21 protein-coding genes and 2 tRNA genes are annotated in these 13,168 nt (G+C 61.7%); 19 read left to right on the forward strand and 4 right to left on the reverse strand.

Annotation, left to right across the window (positions count from 1 at the left end; all coding sequences use genetic code 11):
* Window positions 1–81: 81 nt before the first annotated feature.
* Complete coding sequence (locus HBOR_RS04895; RefSeq protein WP_006053834.1) at window positions 82–1,149, forward strand: YihY/virulence factor BrkB family protein; 1,068 nt, start codon at window positions 82–84, stop codon at window positions 1,147–1,149.
* A 111-nt stretch (window positions 1,150–1,260) separates the two neighbouring features.
* The gene (locus HBOR_RS04900) at window positions 1,261–1,530 is read left to right on the forward strand and encodes a hypothetical protein (protein ID WP_241432299.1); all 270 of its coding nucleotides are present in this window, start codon (window positions 1,261–1,263) and stop codon (window positions 1,528–1,530) included.
* Window positions 1,531–1,633: 103 nt separating this feature from the next.
* Here HBOR_RS04900 and HBOR_RS04905 read toward each other — a convergent pair whose 3' ends face one another.
* The 4 genes from HBOR_RS04905 to HBOR_RS04920 all read right to left on the reverse strand — a co-directional run bounded on the left by HBOR_RS04905 (window position 1,634) and on the right by HBOR_RS04920 (window position 3,900).
* Window positions 1,634–2,824 carry a lycopene cyclase domain-containing protein gene (locus HBOR_RS04905; protein WP_006053836.1) on the reverse strand — a complete coding sequence of 397 codons (1,191 nt, stop codon included), beginning with the start codon at window positions 2,822–2,824 and terminating at the stop codon, window positions 1,634–1,636.
* Window positions 2,825–3,035: 211 nt separating this feature from the next.
* Window positions 3,036–3,106, reverse strand: a tRNA-Gly gene (locus tag HBOR_RS04910).
* A 132-nt stretch (window positions 3,107–3,238) separates the two neighbouring features.
* The gene (locus tag HBOR_RS04915) at window positions 3,239–3,670 is read right to left on the reverse strand and encodes a plastocyanin/azurin family copper-binding protein (RefSeq protein ID WP_006053837.1); all 432 of its coding nucleotides are present in this window, start codon (window positions 3,668–3,670) and stop codon (window positions 3,239–3,241) included.
* A gap of 159 nt (window positions 3,671–3,829) precedes the next feature.
* Window positions 3,830–3,900, reverse strand: a tRNA-Gly gene (locus tag HBOR_RS04920).
* A gap of 230 nt (window positions 3,901–4,130) precedes the next feature.
* On the opposite strand from HBOR_RS04920, the gene HBOR_RS04925 reads away from it, so the two are divergent.
* From HBOR_RS04925 to HBOR_RS05005, 17 genes are read left to right on the forward strand one after another with little or no spacing between them, the layout of a single operon-like run.
* Window positions 4,131–4,967, forward strand: coding sequence for a putative RNA uridine N3 methyltransferase (locus HBOR_RS04925; RefSeq protein WP_006053838.1), 837 nt, complete (start codon window positions 4,131–4,133; stop codon window positions 4,965–4,967).
* A 4-nt stretch (window positions 4,968–4,971) separates the two neighbouring features.
* Complete coding sequence (locus HBOR_RS04930) at window positions 4,972–5,988, forward strand: 50S ribosomal protein L3 (protein WP_006053839.1); 1,017 nt, start codon at window positions 4,972–4,974, stop codon at window positions 5,986–5,988.
* A gap of 3 nt (window positions 5,989–5,991) precedes the next feature.
* The gene (rpl4p, locus tag HBOR_RS04935; protein ID WP_006053840.1) at window positions 5,992–6,738 is read left to right on the forward strand and encodes a 50S ribosomal protein L4; all 747 of its coding nucleotides are present in this window, start codon (window positions 5,992–5,994) and stop codon (window positions 6,736–6,738) included.
* Window positions 6,735–6,986, forward strand: coding sequence for a 50S ribosomal protein L23 (locus HBOR_RS04940; protein WP_006053841.1), 252 nt, complete (start codon window positions 6,735–6,737; stop codon window positions 6,984–6,986). Before rpl4p ends, HBOR_RS04940 begins: the two co-directional genes overlap by 4 nt.
* Before the next feature lie 2 nt (window positions 6,987–6,988).
* On the forward strand, window positions 6,989–7,717 hold the full coding sequence (locus HBOR_RS04945) for a 50S ribosomal protein L2 (RefSeq protein WP_006053842.1): 729 nt from the start codon (window positions 6,989–6,991) through the stop codon (window positions 7,715–7,717).
* A 2-nt stretch (window positions 7,718–7,719) separates the two neighbouring features.
* Entirely contained in the window at window positions 7,720–8,145 is a 426-nt protein-coding gene (locus tag HBOR_RS04950) for a 30S ribosomal protein S19 (RefSeq protein WP_006053843.1), read from the forward strand.
* A 3-nt stretch (window positions 8,146–8,148) separates the two neighbouring features.
* Entirely contained in the window at window positions 8,149–8,610 is a 462-nt protein-coding gene (locus tag HBOR_RS04955) for a 50S ribosomal protein L22 (protein WP_006053844.1), read from the forward strand.
* Window positions 8,610–9,542 (forward strand): 30S ribosomal protein S3, encoded by a 933-nt coding sequence (locus tag HBOR_RS04960; protein WP_006053845.1) that lies wholly within the window; start codon window positions 8,610–8,612, stop codon window positions 9,540–9,542. The genes HBOR_RS04955 and HBOR_RS04960 overlap by 1 nt, the downstream gene beginning before the upstream one ends.
* A gap of 3 nt (window positions 9,543–9,545) precedes the next feature.
* Window positions 9,546–9,758: a 50S ribosomal protein L29 gene (rpmC, locus tag HBOR_RS04965; protein WP_006053846.1), complete on the forward strand. Its 213-nt coding sequence runs from the start codon at window positions 9,546–9,548 to the stop codon at window positions 9,756–9,758.
* Window positions 9,759–9,811: 53 nt separating this feature from the next.
* The gene (locus HBOR_RS04970; RefSeq protein WP_006053847.1) at window positions 9,812–10,288 is read left to right on the forward strand and encodes a ribonuclease P protein component 1; all 477 of its coding nucleotides are present in this window, start codon (window positions 9,812–9,814) and stop codon (window positions 10,286–10,288) included.
* Complete coding sequence (locus HBOR_RS04975) at window positions 10,279–10,605, forward strand: 30S ribosomal protein S17 (RefSeq protein ID WP_006053848.1); 327 nt, start codon at window positions 10,279–10,281, stop codon at window positions 10,603–10,605. Before HBOR_RS04970 ends, HBOR_RS04975 begins: the two co-directional genes overlap by 10 nt.
* Window positions 10,605–11,003, forward strand: a complete 399-nt coding sequence (locus HBOR_RS04980; protein WP_006053849.1) for a 50S ribosomal protein L14 — start codon at window positions 10,605–10,607, stop codon at window positions 11,001–11,003. Before HBOR_RS04975 ends, HBOR_RS04980 begins: the two co-directional genes overlap by 1 nt.
* 3 nt (window positions 11,004–11,006) lie before the next feature.
* Entirely contained in the window at window positions 11,007–11,366 is a 360-nt protein-coding gene (rplX, locus tag HBOR_RS04985) for a 50S ribosomal protein L24 (RefSeq protein ID WP_006053850.1), read from the forward strand.
* Window positions 11,363–12,073: a 30S ribosomal protein S4e gene (locus HBOR_RS04990; protein WP_006053851.1), complete on the forward strand. Its 711-nt coding sequence runs from the start codon at window positions 11,363–11,365 to the stop codon at window positions 12,071–12,073. Before rplX ends, HBOR_RS04990 begins: the two co-directional genes overlap by 4 nt.
* Window positions 12,070–12,597, forward strand: coding sequence for a 50S ribosomal protein L5 (locus HBOR_RS04995; RefSeq protein ID WP_006053852.1), 528 nt, complete (start codon window positions 12,070–12,072; stop codon window positions 12,595–12,597). Before HBOR_RS04990 ends, HBOR_RS04995 begins: the two co-directional genes overlap by 4 nt.
* Entirely contained in the window at window positions 12,594–12,770 is a 177-nt protein-coding gene (locus HBOR_RS05000; protein ID WP_006053853.1) for a 30S ribosomal protein S14, read from the forward strand. The genes HBOR_RS04995 and HBOR_RS05000 overlap by 4 nt, the downstream gene beginning before the upstream one ends.
* Before the next feature lie 2 nt (window positions 12,771–12,772).
* Complete coding sequence (locus HBOR_RS05005) at window positions 12,773–13,165, forward strand: 30S ribosomal protein S8 (RefSeq protein WP_006053854.1); 393 nt, start codon at window positions 12,773–12,775, stop codon at window positions 13,163–13,165.
* Window positions 13,166–13,168: the final 3 nt, after the last annotated feature.

A 13,168-nucleotide genomic window follows, 5' to 3' on the forward strand; every position in this document is an offset into this window, starting at 1 on the left:
CTGTCGGTTGGCGGAATCGATCCGCTCGACGGAAGGCGGCTGAGGCGGGTGTTTTTCTCAGCCGCTTTCGTATCCGTTGCTATGACCGTGCTGTCGTTATCCGAGATGCCGCGTGTCGAACGAGGCGTTTCTCTCCTCCGGGCACTCGTCCACGAGATTCGGACCGAGAAGCTCACGTTCATGGCCGGAAGCATCGCCTATCACGCGTTCGTCTCGCTTTTACCTCTCTTTTTGCTCCTCCTCGCTATCGCTGCAACCTTCCAGAATCAGACCTTAGACGACAGCGTTCGAACCTTGGCGGGCGTCGTCCTCACAGAGGGGACGCGCGATGACTTCTTTGCGGAGGCGACGCGAGCCACACAATCGACCGGCGTGTCGTTATTCGGCGGTGCCGTTCTCCTGTGGGGGACGCTTCGTATCTTCCGCGGTCTCGACACGGCCTTTTCCGACATCTACGAGTCAGAGGCGTCGAACACGTTCGGTGATCAGATCAGAGACGGTATCCTCGTGCTCCTCACCTTGGCTATCGTCCTCGTCATCGGATCCGTCGTCAACGACGCCGTCGGTACCGTCTCCTCCGGTACGGTCGCATGGTTGATCGGACGACTGTTCTTGATTCTCGGTCTCTCTCTCGCACTCTACCCCATGTACTACGTCTTTCCCGACACCGACGTTAGCCTCCTCGAAGTCGTTCCCGGAACGCTCACGGCCGCTGTCGGTCTCACCGTCTTCGAGTCGCTGTTTCAACTGTACACCGCCGTGTCAAACACGGCTCCGAACAGTAGCGTCGTCGCCGGCATCTTGGTCCTCCTGACGTGGCTCTACTTCAGCGGCCTCGTCATCCTTCTCGGTGCGGCCGTCAACGCCGTCCTCTCGAATCGCAGCCGTGACGTGAACGTCGAACCCGTCTTCGGCGGTATTCCGCCCGAGGCGAAGCGTCATGACGGTGTCTCCCGAACAGAACTTGTCGCTACCGTCGAACGTCTCGATAAGACCCTCTACGATGCCGAGAACGTGGTTGTCACCGTTGACGGCGAGGAAATTCCGATTCCGTCCCCGGACCGCGTCGTCTCCGATACCGAATCGCTTCGGTTCCTTCCCGGTGGTGCCGTCAGCGTCGAACTTCGGTGGTCACCCCGTGATAAGTGACTGAACTGTCGGATCACGGCGCGGCGTGGACCGACCGCAAGACCACGTTCACCTCCCCCGGAGCCGACGCCACGACGAACGACTTTTTCTCCCGAGCGCCGAACGGCCTGTATGTATCTCTCTCACCCCGTTCGTCGGATGCGCAAGCAACCCTTCGAAGACGAAACAGCGACGCTCGTCGTCGAACTCGACGAGGCTGATCAGTCTGACCTCGATGCCGCACTGGATGCCGCCGACGGCAGTCTCGAACGCGAACTCCAACTGGGGTCGCTGTTGGTCACGATGCCGGAGACGAGCGTAGACGAGTTCTGTTCGATGGACGGACTGGCGCGTGTGGAGACGGCTGACACGCTGGGCTTAGCGATCGACGACGGGGAGTAACCGAAACGCTCTCAGACCTCCCGACTGCCGTGCTCGCCAGCTAACCGCGTCGCCAATCGGTCAACGAACCGCTCCTCTCAGCAGTTGTCGTGATGGCTACGCGTCAGTCGTCGGTATTCGCCCGACCTGTCTCGTCGTCACGTACCTGCCCCAGCATCTCGTGCATTCCGATCACGAACGCGGGGATGACGACCATGAACAGATGTTCTTCGAGCGGGATACCGAACAGTTCGATGCTGGTTCGGAGCGGGATGGCGAAGACACCCACTTCGAGCGTGTACCAGTCCCAGAGATACGCGACCGGATAGATGGCAGCGATGGTTACCGCCGCGCGTCGGACGGCGTTCGCACGGAGCAAGAGTGCCAGTGCGATTGCGCCGAACAGCACCTCTGTGGCAAGATAGGTGTACCTGCCGAGAACACCGATATCCGGGAGCGAAAGCCCAGTCAACGGTCGAAACCAGACAGCGAGTACCAACAGCGCGAGGAAGACGTACGTGCCGCGGACGAGAAGCATCGTCGCTAGCTTTGGCCCGGCACGGCGAGTGACGAGGGCGACCAGTCCGAACGCGAGCGCGGCGACAACCGCAAACGGCGGGAAGAGGCCGTCGACAGTCAAGAGGAGGACGGCAATCAGCCCAGCCCAAAACAGACTGTGAGCGAACCGGCGGGCGCGGCGGGGGCCGAGGACGACAGCGACAGTCCGTTTGTCGATACTGGCATCGTAGTCGTAATCTTTCGCGTCGTCGATTACCTTCACACCCGTCAGGAGGACGAGAAAGACGGACGCAAACGCAAGTGGTTCCGGCGATAGCGCGCCAGTCTGGACGTAGTAGCCGCCGGCAATGGCGAGCGCGATACCGACCGGATAGCCGACGGTGGCGGTGACAGGGTTCATGTCCAGTTGCGGGGCGTGTAAGAAGCCAATGACCCACGTTGGGAGGGTCACGACGGCGGCACCGATCCCGACGGCCGCCCAGAGATAGCCGAGACAGCAGAGGAACCCGACAGCGGCACCGACAAGTCCCAAAACGCATCCCCGTTTCGTCATCGGATGGTCGTCGTCCTCGCCGCGCACGTAGAAATCGACGAGTCCATCTTTGACGTGTGCGGTGTAAACCGCGAAAAACATCGCCAGTACGTGGACGAACGCGGGACCGAACGAGATATCGCCCGCTAGAGCGGCACCGAACAGCGACGACGCTAACGGTGGCAGCATGAACACTGGATGTACCTGCGATGCCAACGCCTTCGCCGCGTTCGTCGCCCCCGTCCCGTGACGCGAGATGGCCATACGTACCCGTCGGGCGGACTCTCCATAAGCGCGGTTGCCGATACCATCCCCCAAAGAAACGCGGCGCGGCAACAGCCCGTGATTCTCTGTCACGCCAGAATTCGAGCCACGGCCGTTCCGCTCATCACCATACGGAAAGCCACCACACGGAAAGTCACGAGTACCGCGATGCGATGAGACGCACCGCTGGAAGGTGTGAGTATCAGAGAAGTGCGCTGGCTGGGATTTGAACCCAGGTTGTGACCATGGCAAGGTCACGTGATACCACTACACTACCAGCGCATCACGGCGCGTCCGTCGTCGGACTCGCGTTACTTGATTCGAAGCGTCGCCGGTACAAATAACACACGACTTCGGATGCCACGCGTGCGTGCGAAGAAACAATTAATTGCACTGTGAAATTGACGACCCTCGCTATGCTTCTACCACGATATCAGCGATCATCCCGACTGATTTGTGTGGCTCACACCAGTAGTGGTACTCTCCCGGAACGTCGAACGTGTGTTCGTAGGTGTACCCCTCGTCGTAGAGTTCGCTTTCGTCGCCGGGCGTACCCTCCCAATTGGCTCCTTCGGGCTGGTTTCCCACGACGATGTTGTGATTGTCGGACTCCCAGACGAACGTCACTTCCGTGCCAGCGGTGATCGTGAGTGGTTCGTCGGTTCCGGGGGTAAAGACGAACTCTCCGTCAGGGCCGACGCTAACGGTCGCGGTGGGAGTTTCCCCATCGGTTTCTGTTGTTCCCGAGTTCGCTTCTGGTGCTCCCGAACATCCACTGAGACCGACAAGTCCGACAGCCGCAAGTGCACTACGGGAGAGATACGCCCGACGCGAGACCTGAGACATCTCAGTCGTGACTACGTCCGGAAATCAGATGAGGGTTTGGTATTCAATGACACACCAGTGTCAGAAACCGGTCGTGAGCACGGAGAGCCATCACAGAACACAGAGAAAACGGTTCCCCGAGGGGAAACGCACCGCTGGAAGGTGTGAGTATCAGAGAAGTGCGCTGGCTGGGATTTGAACCCAGGTTGTGACCATGGCAAGGTCACGTGATACCACTACACTACCAGCGCACAGTGGCGTATCGCTGCACATCAAGGTAGTGCGAGGTTGATAAATAAGGCTTGCGAATCGGGGTGAAAACAACGTGTGTCGTGTGCCCGACTCGCGTGGTTTCAGAAGTGCCGAATCTCCCGTTGGCGTGGGTGTTACGACCTCACAACGTCCGAACTTATTCGCTACCCTTTTACGGGGGGATCCGGTACAAGCGGTACAGTCTAGACGTGACGATGAAGGGCTCGGTATGACACTCAGCGTACTCGTACCGTCCTCCCTCGTCCGAGAAGCCGAGGACAAACGCGAGGCAACTCGCAAACTCGGCTACGTCGCCCGTGCGGCGACGGTTTTTCGGGCGGACCGACTCATCGTCTTCCCAGATCGGGAAGGCGAGCGTCGGTGGGGACGGAAGTTCGTCGAGACGGTGTTGCGGTACGCCGTTACGCCACCCTACCTTCGAAAGGAGGTATGGGGGCACCGCGATGAACTTGAGTACGTGGGTGTCCTCCCACCCCTGCTCGTTTCGTCTACGACCGGCTCCGAATCAGACGATTCGGGGTCGTTACAACAGGGAATCGTGACCGAGGTCGGACCTGACGGCCGCGTTCGGGTCAATTGCGGAATGCAACACCCGATCTCCCTCTACACGCCATCGGATATGATGGTGAAAGAGGGGGAGCGCGTCGCCATCAGGATCTCTTCGCGAGAACCGGTCCGTGCGCGGATTGTGGACGAGCCCGTTCCAGGGTTCGACGTATCCCGCATGGACCTCGAGGAAGCACTCGGCCGCGCCGATGCGGGCATCACCATCGCTACGTCCCGCTTCGGTGAGTCGCTGACGGTGCCGAAACTGGCGGATCTCTCCCCGCGAATTGAGCGGGAAGGGGCGACCGTCGTCTTCGGTTCACCCGGTCGTGGGCTTCCAGACATCCTCGGCATCGACGCCGAGGAAGTCACAGTCGAACCCTCCGACGGTCCGGGGTTCGACCTCTGGCTCAATACGATTCCGCGACAGGGCAGCGAGGTGGTGCGAACTGAAGAAGCGATGTTCGCCTCCCTTGCGTCCCTGACACTCACGGAGTGAACACATGCCACAACCAAGCAGACCACGTAAGGGTTCGATGGCCTACAGCCCGCGCCAGCGTGCGGCAAAAGAGGTCCCGCGCATCCGGTCGTGGCCCGACGACGACGGGTCCCCCGGACTGCAGGGCTTCGCTGGCTACAAGGCAGGGATGACCCAAGTGATGATGGTCAACGACGAAGCCAACTCCCCCCGAGAGGGTATGGAGGAGGCCGTTCCGGTGACCGTCGTCGAAACCCCGCCGATGCGAGCTGTTGCTGTTCGAGCCTACGAAGATACGCCGTACGGTGCGAAGCCGCTGACGGAAGTGTGGGCGTCGGAGTTCGTCGAGAACCTCGACCGTACCCTCGACCTTCCGTCCGAGGACACGTTTGAGGAAGACGCAGACGACCTCCGCGCCGCCGTTGAGGCGGGCGAGGTTGACGACATTCGCGTCATCACCCACACCGTCCCGGCTTCGATGAAGAACATCCCGAAGAAGAAACCCGACGTGATGGAGACTCGCGTCGGTGGTGGCTCCCTGCAGGAGCGTTCGGACTTCGCCCTCGACCTCGTCGAAGAGGGTGGCGAACACTCGATGTCCGACGTGTTCCGCGCAGGCGAGTACCTCGACGCCGCAGGCGTCACGAAAGGGAAAGGAACGCAAGGCCCCGTCAAGCGGTGGGGCGTCCAGAAGCGGAAGGGTAAGCACGCCCGTCAGGGCTGGCGGCGCCGTATCGGTAACCTCGGCCCGTGGAACCCCTCCCGCGTCCGTTCGACCGTTCCGCAACTCGGTCAGACGGGCTACCACCAGCGGACCGAACTCAACAAGCGCCTCATCGACCTCGGCGATGGCGACGACGCCACCGTCGACGGCGGCTTCGTCGGCTACGGCGAAGTCGATGGTCCATACGCGCTCGTGAAGGGTTCGCTTCCGGGGCCGGACAAGCGGCTTCTGCGGTTCCGCCCGGCCATCCGGCCGAACGACCAACCGCGCCTCGACCCCGAGGTGCGCTTCGTCTCTACCGCATCGAACCAGGGATAAACCATGCAGGCAACAATCCGAGACCTGAACGGCGACGACGCCGGTACGCTCGACCTTCCCGAGGTATTCGAGACGGCCTACCGTCCGGACCTCATCAAGCGTGCCGTCCTCGCCGCGCAGGCAAACCGAAAACAGGCGTACGGAGCCGACCCCTACGCGGGGATGCGAACCCCGGCAGAGTCGCTGGGTAGCGGTCGCGGCATGTCTCACGACCCGCGTGAGAACGGTCGCGCCCGCCGCGTTCCCCACGCTGTCAGCGGTCGTAAGGCACACCCGCCGAAGGCCGAGAAAGACCAGGGTAAGGAAATCAACAAGAAAGAGCGAAAGCTCGCCGTCCGCTCGGCGCTCGCCGCCACGACGGACGCCGAACTGGTCGCCGAACGCGGCCACCGCTTCGACGAGGACCTCGACCTTCCCCTCGTCGTCTCCGACGACTTCGAAGACCTCGTGAAAACGAAGGAAGTCGTCTCGCTCCTCGAATCGCTCGGCGTCCACGCTGACGTTGAGCACTCCGAGGACAACAAGAAGGTTCGCGCCGGTCAGGGGAAGGCACGCGGACGCAAGTACAAGCGTCCCAAGTCCATCCTCTTCGTGACCAGCGAGGAGCCGTCGAAGGCGGCTCGCAACCTCGCAGGCGTCGATGTCGCCACCGCGTCGAACGTCAACGCCGAGGACCTCGCGCCCGGTACGCACGCCGGTCGCCTGACGATTTTCACTGAGAGCGCAGTTGAGGAGGTGGCCGACCGATGAGCGTCGTCCACCACCCGCTCGTGACCGAGAAGGCGATGAACGAGATGGACTTCGACAACAAGCTCCAGTTCATCGTCGATCTCGACGCTGCGAAGCCTGAAATCGTCGAAGAGATCGAATCGCGCTACGAAGTGTCCATCGAGAAGGTGAACACGCAGGTTACGCCGAAGGGCACGAAGAAAGCAACCGTTCGTCTGAGCGAGGACGACGACGCACAGGAAGTCGCCTCTCGCATCGGAGTGTTCTAACAATGGGACGACGAATTCAGGGCCAACGTCGTGGTCGCGGTACGCCCACCTTCCGGGCACCGTCGCACCGCTACAAGGCCGAACTCTCGCACAAGAAGGCTGAATCGGAGGATACAGTCTCCGGAACGGTCGTCGACATCGAACACGACCCCGCCCGCAGTGCGCCGGTCGCCGCCGTCGAATTCGAAGACGGCGACCAGCGTCTCGTCCTCGCTCCCGAGGGCGTCGCGGTCGGCGACACGATTCAGGTCGGCGTCTCCGCGGAGATCAAACCCGGAAACACGCTTCCGCTCGCCGAAATCCCGGAAGGGGTTCCGGTGTGTAACGTCGAACGGCAGGTCGGTGACGGTGGCAAGTTCGCTCGTGCATCCGGTACGAGCGCCCAGCTTCTCACCCACGACCGGCACGTTGCCGTCGTGAAACTTCCGTCCGGTGAGGTCAAGCGCCTCAACCCGCAGTGCCGCGCTACGATCGGTGTGGTCGCTGGCGGTGGCCGGACGGAGAAGCCGTTCGTCAAAGCAGGAAAGAAGCACCACAAGATGCGCGCACGCGGTATCAAGTGGCCGCGGGTTCGCGGCGTCGCCATGAACGCGGTAGATCACCCGTTCGGTGGCGGTGGCCGCCAGCACCCCGGTCGCCCGAAATCCGTCTCGCGTAACGCACCGCCGGGCCGCAAGGTCGGCGACATCGCCTCAAAGAGCACCGGTCGCGGTGGCAAAGGAGGTAACTAACAATGAGCTCGGAATACCGAACCGGCCGTGAAGGTGAGGAGTTCACCTACCGCGGCTACACGCTCGACGAGTTGCAGGAGATGGAGCTCGACGAGGTCGTAGAACTGCTCCCCGCACGACAGCGGCGAAGCATCAACCGAGGGCTGACGCTCCAGAAGGAGAAGCTCCTCGAGACGGTCCGCGAAGCGGACCCCGAGGAGACCGCAAACTCGCCCATCCGAACGCACCTGCGCGACATGCCCATTCTGCCGTCGTTCGTCGATAAGACGTTCGCCGTCTACAATGGACAGTCGTTCGAGCGCGTTCGTATCCAACCCGAGATGGTCGGACACTATCTCGGCGAGTTCCAGTTGACCCGTAACTCGGTCGAACACGGGCAGGCCGGTATCGGAGCGACCCGGTCCTCGAAGTTCGTACCGCTCAAATAACCCATGGGAATCAACTACAGCGTCGAGGCCGATCCGGACACCACCGCCAAGGGGATGCTCCGTGACCGGCCCATCAGCCTGAAGCACAGCAAGGCCATCTCGCGCGAGATCAAGGGCATGACCGTCGAGGACGCCGAAGAATACCTCGACGCCGTCATCGAGGGCGAGCGTTCCGTTCCGTTCCGCCAGCACAACACCGGTGTCGGGCACCGTTCCGACATCGAAGGCTGGGACGCGGGCCGCTACCCCGAGAAAGCGTCGAAGGCATTCCTCGAACTCCTGCAGAACGTCGCAGCCAACGCCGACGAGGCAGGGTTCGACGGTCGATCGATGGAGATCATGCACGTCGCCGCGCACAAGGTCGGAGAACGACCCGGTCGTAAACCCCGAGCGTTCGGGAGTGCAGACCCCTTCAACACCACGCTCTGTGACGTCGAACTCATCATCGAGGAGGTCGAGGAATAATGGCTGACGAACACCAATTCATCGAGAACGGGCTCCAGCGCTCGCAGATCGACGAGTTCTTCGCAGAGGAACTCGGTCGTGCGGGCTACGGCGGCATGGACGTCGCCAAGACGCCGATGGGCACCCAGATCGTGCTCAAAGCCGAAAAGCCCGGTATGGTCATCGGCAAAGGCGGGAAGAACATCCGCAAGGTGACCAAGGCACTGGAGACGCGCTTCAACCTCGAAGATCCGCAGATCGACGTGCAGGAGGTCGACGAACCCGACCTCAACGCACGCATCGTCGCGGATCGTCTGGCGAACGCACTCGAACGTGGTTGGTACTTCCGCAAAGCGGGCCACACGACCATCGACCGCATCATGGACGCTGGCGCACTCGGCGCCGAAATCGTCCTCTCCGGTAAGGTCACGGGTGCCCGCTCGCGCGTGGAGAAATTCAACCGCGGCTACATCAAGCACAACGGCGAACCCGCCCAGGAGATTGTCGACGAAGGGCAGGGCGTCGCTGTGATGAAGCTCGGCACCATCGGCGTGACGGTGAAAATCATCCCGCCGGGAGCCAAGCTTCCCGACGACTTCGAGATCGAAGAGGACGCCGACGTGGAACCGGTCGAGCAGGCCGTCGAATCCGAAGGCGTCGAGGAGCTCCTCGAAGACGAACCCGAGGAGATTCCGGACGTCGCCGCGGACCAAGAGGAAGTCGAGGTCCCCGACGAGGAACCCAGCGAAGTCATCGACGAGGAGATCGTCGAGGAAGTCGTCGAAGAGTCCGGTGACGTTGAGTCGGACGCTGAGACCGACGAGTCCGAAGACGACGAAGAGCCGGCCGACGAAGCTGAACTCGACGAGGAGGTCGAGGCGGAAGCCGAAGACCTCGTCGCCGAGATGGAAGCGGCCGACGAAGATGAAGACGACGAGGAGACGGAGGAATAACACATGGCAATCCTCTACACCGCAGAGATCCGCGACATGACGCCCGCAGAGCGCGAGGCTGAAGTCGAAGAGCTCGAAACGGAACTCCTCAACGCGAAGGCCGTTCAGGCGGCTGGTGGTGCACCGGAGAACCCCGGACGCATCAGCGAACTGAAGCGAACCATTGCTCGGATCAAGACGATCCAGCAAGAAGAAGGCGACTTCGATGAGCAGTAGCTCATCGGACCGTCAGACGAAGTCCGACGACTTCGACGACGAATAACGAATCAATGGCACTGACACCCGAGACGCTGACGCGACACGAACTCAACGGCCTCCGAGTGGAGGTCGTTGACGCCGCTAACCCCGACCTCGTCGGGATAGCTGGCCGTGTCGTCGTCGAGACAATGCAGACGCTCCACGTGGACGTGAGCGACACGTCTAACGGGGGAACACGGGTCTGTCAGGTGCCCAAGCAGGGTGCAACCCTGCAGTTCGAGATTCCGTCACGGGACACTCGTCCCACACACACAGATGAAGCCGCCGACGCCGAGAAGGCGTCGGGGACCACGTCCAAACTTCGGTCGGAAACTGCTGGCGGATTGGAAGCCAGTCAGTCTGGTCGGCCTGCTGAGGATTCCTCAGCGGCTTCTCGGACATCGTCCGGGAATTGCGAGGGCGTGGCCTACGTTACGGTGGATGGCACACGTCTGCTCTCACGACCCGCCTTGCGAACAGAGAAGGCAGGTGACACAACATGGCGATAGGACTGAACGTAGAAGAACCGGAGGAGGCTTGCTCCGACGAGAACTGTCCGTTCCACGGCTCCCTTGCCGTCCGCGGACAGACGATCGAAGGCACAGTCGCCTCCACTGACATGGACAAAACCGTCGTTGTGGAACGCGAATACGACGTTCGCGTCCCCAAGTACGACCGCTACATGAAGCGGCGTAGTCGCATTCCGGCCCACGCACCCCCGTGCATGGACCTCGAGGAAGGCGACACGGTACGTATCGCAGAGACCCGACCGCTGTCGAAGACGAAGGCGCACGTCGTCGTCGAGACGCTCGGAGGTGAGGAGTGATGGAGGCGCTGAAGGCCGACATCACGAAGGGCCTCGCACGAGGCTCGCTCATCACGTGCGCTGACAACACTGGCGCACGCCAGCTGAAAGTCATCAGCGTGAAGGGTTACTCAGGAACCAAGAACCGACACCCCAAGGCGGGCATCGGCGACCAGGTCACCGTTTCGGTGACGAAGGGTACGCCCGAAATGCGCCGCCAAGTGCTCGAAGCCGTCATCGTTCGGCAGCGGAAATCGATCCGCCGACCGGACGGGACGCGCGTGAAGTTCGAGGACAATGCCGCCGTCATCATCGACGAGATGGAAGAGCCTCGCGGGACCGAAATCAAGGGTCCCATCGCACGCGAAGTTGCAGAGCGCTTCGGGAGTATCGCCTCGACGGCGACGATGATCGTATAGACCATGACGAAGCAACCACGCAAACAGCGAAACGAGACGCAGAACGCGCCGCTTCACGAGCGACAGAAGCAGGTCCGCGCGACGCTGACCGACGACCTCCGAGAGGAGTACGGCCAGCGCAACGTCCGCGTCAACGCAGGCGACACGGTGGAAGTTCTCCGCGGCGACGCCGCCGGAACGGAGGCAGAAGTCACCGACATCGACCTCAAGGACGCGGTTGTCTACGTCGAGGATGTCACGGTCGCAAAGGCCGACGGCGAGGAAGTTCCTCGTCCCCTCGACGCGAGCAACATTCGCGTGACCGAACTGGACCTCGAAGACGAGCGTCGTGAATCGCGTCTCAAAGCGGAGGATAACGAATGACGCGACATCAGAAGCGACTCTCGGCACCGAACTCGTGGCCGATCGAACGCAAAGAAGGGACGTTCACGGTGAAGGCCAGCGCCGGCCCGCACGGTGAGGCAGGGGTTCCCCTCCTCATCCTGCTTCGGGACGTGCTCGGCTACGTGGACAACAAAAAGGAGGCGCGCTACGCGCTCAACCAGGACGGCGTCCTCGTTAACGGTGACGCCATCTCCGACGAGCAGCGCCCCATCGGGATGTTCGACATCCTGGCGTTCACGGAGCGAGAAGAGTACTTCCGTGTCTTCCCCGACGAGGGTGGACGCCTGACGCTCACGCCTATCGACGCGTCGGCGGCGGACAGCCGCCTCGGCAAAGTCGTCGGCAAGCAGAGCGTCAAGGGCGGCGCGACGCAGCTGACGCTGCACGACGGCTCGAACGTCCGCGTCGAGGAAGACGAAGAACCCAACCAGTACAGCTCGAAGGACTCGCTCGTCATCGACAACGAGACGAAGGAGATCGTCGCACACTTCCCGTACGAGGAAGGCGCGCTGGTCACCGCTGTCGATGGCTCCCACGCGGGCGAAATCGGGACGGTCACCGAAATCACCGTCACGCCCGGGAGCGGGAACAACTCCGTGACTGTCGAGACAGAGGACGGCGAGTTCGAGACTGTCGAACAGTACGTCGTCGTTATCGACGAGAACTTCACGGGTGATGACGAATGAGCGAGAGCGAAGTCGTCTCTCACGAGATGCGCGAACCGCAGATCGAGAAGGTCGTCGTCCACATGGGCGTCGGTGAAGGCGGTCGGGAACTGGCTAACGCCGAGGAGATCCTCGAAGAGATCACCGGCCAGCAGTCGGTCCAGACCATCGCCACCCGTGCCGCGACGCAGTTCGGGGCACGGAAGGGAGACCCAATCGGTGCGAAGGTTACGCTCCGTGGCGACAAGGCCGTCGAGTTCCTCGAAACCGCGCTCCCGCTGGCCGACATCTCGGCCAAGCAGTTCGACGAGACGGGCAACTTCAGCTTCGGTGTCGAAGAACACACCGAGTTCCCGTCTCAAGAGTACGACCCCCAGATCGGTATCTACGGGCTGGACGTGACGGTTAACCTCGTCCGCCCCGGCTACCGCGTGAAAAAGCGCGACAAAGCGTCGCGTAGCATTCCGTCGGCACACCGCATGAGCGCCGAGGATGCAACTGCCTTCCTCGAAGCGAACTTCGACGTGGAGGTTGCAGAAGAATGAGCGAATCAGAGACAGAACAGACGGGCGAGCACGCATCGCGCCGCACTGGTCAAGAAAACGAGTGCCGTCGCTGCGATCGTAAGCAGGGTCTCGTCGGAAAGTACGACATCAATCTGTGTCGCCAGTGCTTCCGTGAGGTCGCCCGCGACATGGGATTCAAGAAGTATCGATAACAATGGCAGGAAATGACCCCCTCTCCAACGCACTCGCTGGCGTGAACAACGCCGAGAGCGTCGGGCATCTGTCGCACGAGATACAGCCCGCCTCCAACGTCATCGGCTCCGTCCTCGAGGTCTTCTACGACCGCGGGTACATCGACGGCTTCGAGTTCGTCGACGACGGCAAAGCCGGAACGTTCGAGGTCGAACTGAATGGCGCTATCAACAAATGTGGCGTCGTCAAGCCCCGCTACTCCGCGGGCGCAGACGAGTTCGAAAAGTGGGAGAAGCGATACCTCCCGGCCCGTGACTACGGGACGCTCATCGTCACGACGAGTCACGGCGTCATGAGCCACTACGACGCCCGCGAACAGGGTATCGGTGGCCAAGTAATCGCCTACGTGTACTGAGAC

Source organism: Halogeometricum borinquense DSM 11551, from assembly GCF_000172995.2.
In the GTDB taxonomy this organism is placed as follows: domain Archaea; phylum Halobacteriota; class Halobacteria; order Halobacteriales; family Haloferacaceae; genus Halogeometricum; species Halogeometricum borinquense.

Bases quoted from the DNA above. Each gene is read 5' to 3' on its own strand.
- HBOR_RS04895 (WP_006053834.1), top strand. From the start codon at position 82: ATGACCGTGCTGTCGTTATCCGAGATGCCGCGTGTCGAACGAGGCGTT.
- HBOR_RS04900 (WP_241432299.1), top strand. From the start codon at position 1,261: ATGTATCTCTCTCACCCCGTTCGTCGGATGCGCAAGCAACCCTTCGAA.
- HBOR_RS04905 (WP_006053836.1), bottom strand. From the start codon at position 2,824: ATGGCCATCTCGCGTCACGGGACGGGGGCGACGAACGCGGCGAAGGCG.
- HBOR_RS04915 (WP_006053837.1), bottom strand. From the start codon at position 3,670: ATGTCTCAGGTCTCGCGTCGGGCGTATCTCTCCCGTAGTGCACTTGCG.
- HBOR_RS04925 (WP_006053838.1), top strand. From the start codon at position 4,131: ATGACACTCAGCGTACTCGTACCGTCCTCCCTCGTCCGAGAAGCCGAG.
- HBOR_RS04930 (WP_006053839.1), top strand. From the start codon at position 4,972: ATGCCACAACCAAGCAGACCACGTAAGGGTTCGATGGCCTACAGCCCG.
- rpl4p (WP_006053840.1), top strand. From the start codon at position 5,992: ATGCAGGCAACAATCCGAGACCTGAACGGCGACGACGCCGGTACGCTC.
- HBOR_RS04940 (WP_006053841.1), top strand. From the start codon at position 6,735: ATGAGCGTCGTCCACCACCCGCTCGTGACCGAGAAGGCGATGAACGAG.
- HBOR_RS04945 (WP_006053842.1), top strand. From the start codon at position 6,989: ATGGGACGACGAATTCAGGGCCAACGTCGTGGTCGCGGTACGCCCACC.
- HBOR_RS04950 (WP_006053843.1), top strand. From the start codon at position 7,720: ATGAGCTCGGAATACCGAACCGGCCGTGAAGGTGAGGAGTTCACCTAC.
- HBOR_RS04955 (WP_006053844.1), top strand. From the start codon at position 8,149: ATGGGAATCAACTACAGCGTCGAGGCCGATCCGGACACCACCGCCAAG.
- HBOR_RS04960 (WP_006053845.1), top strand. From the start codon at position 8,610: ATGGCTGACGAACACCAATTCATCGAGAACGGGCTCCAGCGCTCGCAG.
- rpmC (WP_006053846.1), top strand. From the start codon at position 9,546: ATGGCAATCCTCTACACCGCAGAGATCCGCGACATGACGCCCGCAGAG.
- HBOR_RS04970 (WP_006053847.1), top strand. From the start codon at position 9,812: ATGGCACTGACACCCGAGACGCTGACGCGACACGAACTCAACGGCCTC.
- HBOR_RS04975 (WP_006053848.1), top strand. From the start codon at position 10,279: ATGGCGATAGGACTGAACGTAGAAGAACCGGAGGAGGCTTGCTCCGAC.
- HBOR_RS04980 (WP_006053849.1), top strand. From the start codon at position 10,605: ATGGAGGCGCTGAAGGCCGACATCACGAAGGGCCTCGCACGAGGCTCG.
- rplX (WP_006053850.1), top strand. From the start codon at position 11,007: ATGACGAAGCAACCACGCAAACAGCGAAACGAGACGCAGAACGCGCCG.
- HBOR_RS04990 (WP_006053851.1), top strand. From the start codon at position 11,363: ATGACGCGACATCAGAAGCGACTCTCGGCACCGAACTCGTGGCCGATC.
- HBOR_RS04995 (WP_006053852.1), top strand. From the start codon at position 12,070: ATGAGCGAGAGCGAAGTCGTCTCTCACGAGATGCGCGAACCGCAGATC.
- HBOR_RS05000 (WP_006053853.1), top strand. From the start codon at position 12,594: ATGAGCGAATCAGAGACAGAACAGACGGGCGAGCACGCATCGCGCCGC.
- HBOR_RS05005 (WP_006053854.1), top strand. From the start codon at position 12,773: ATGGCAGGAAATGACCCCCTCTCCAACGCACTCGCTGGCGTGAACAAC.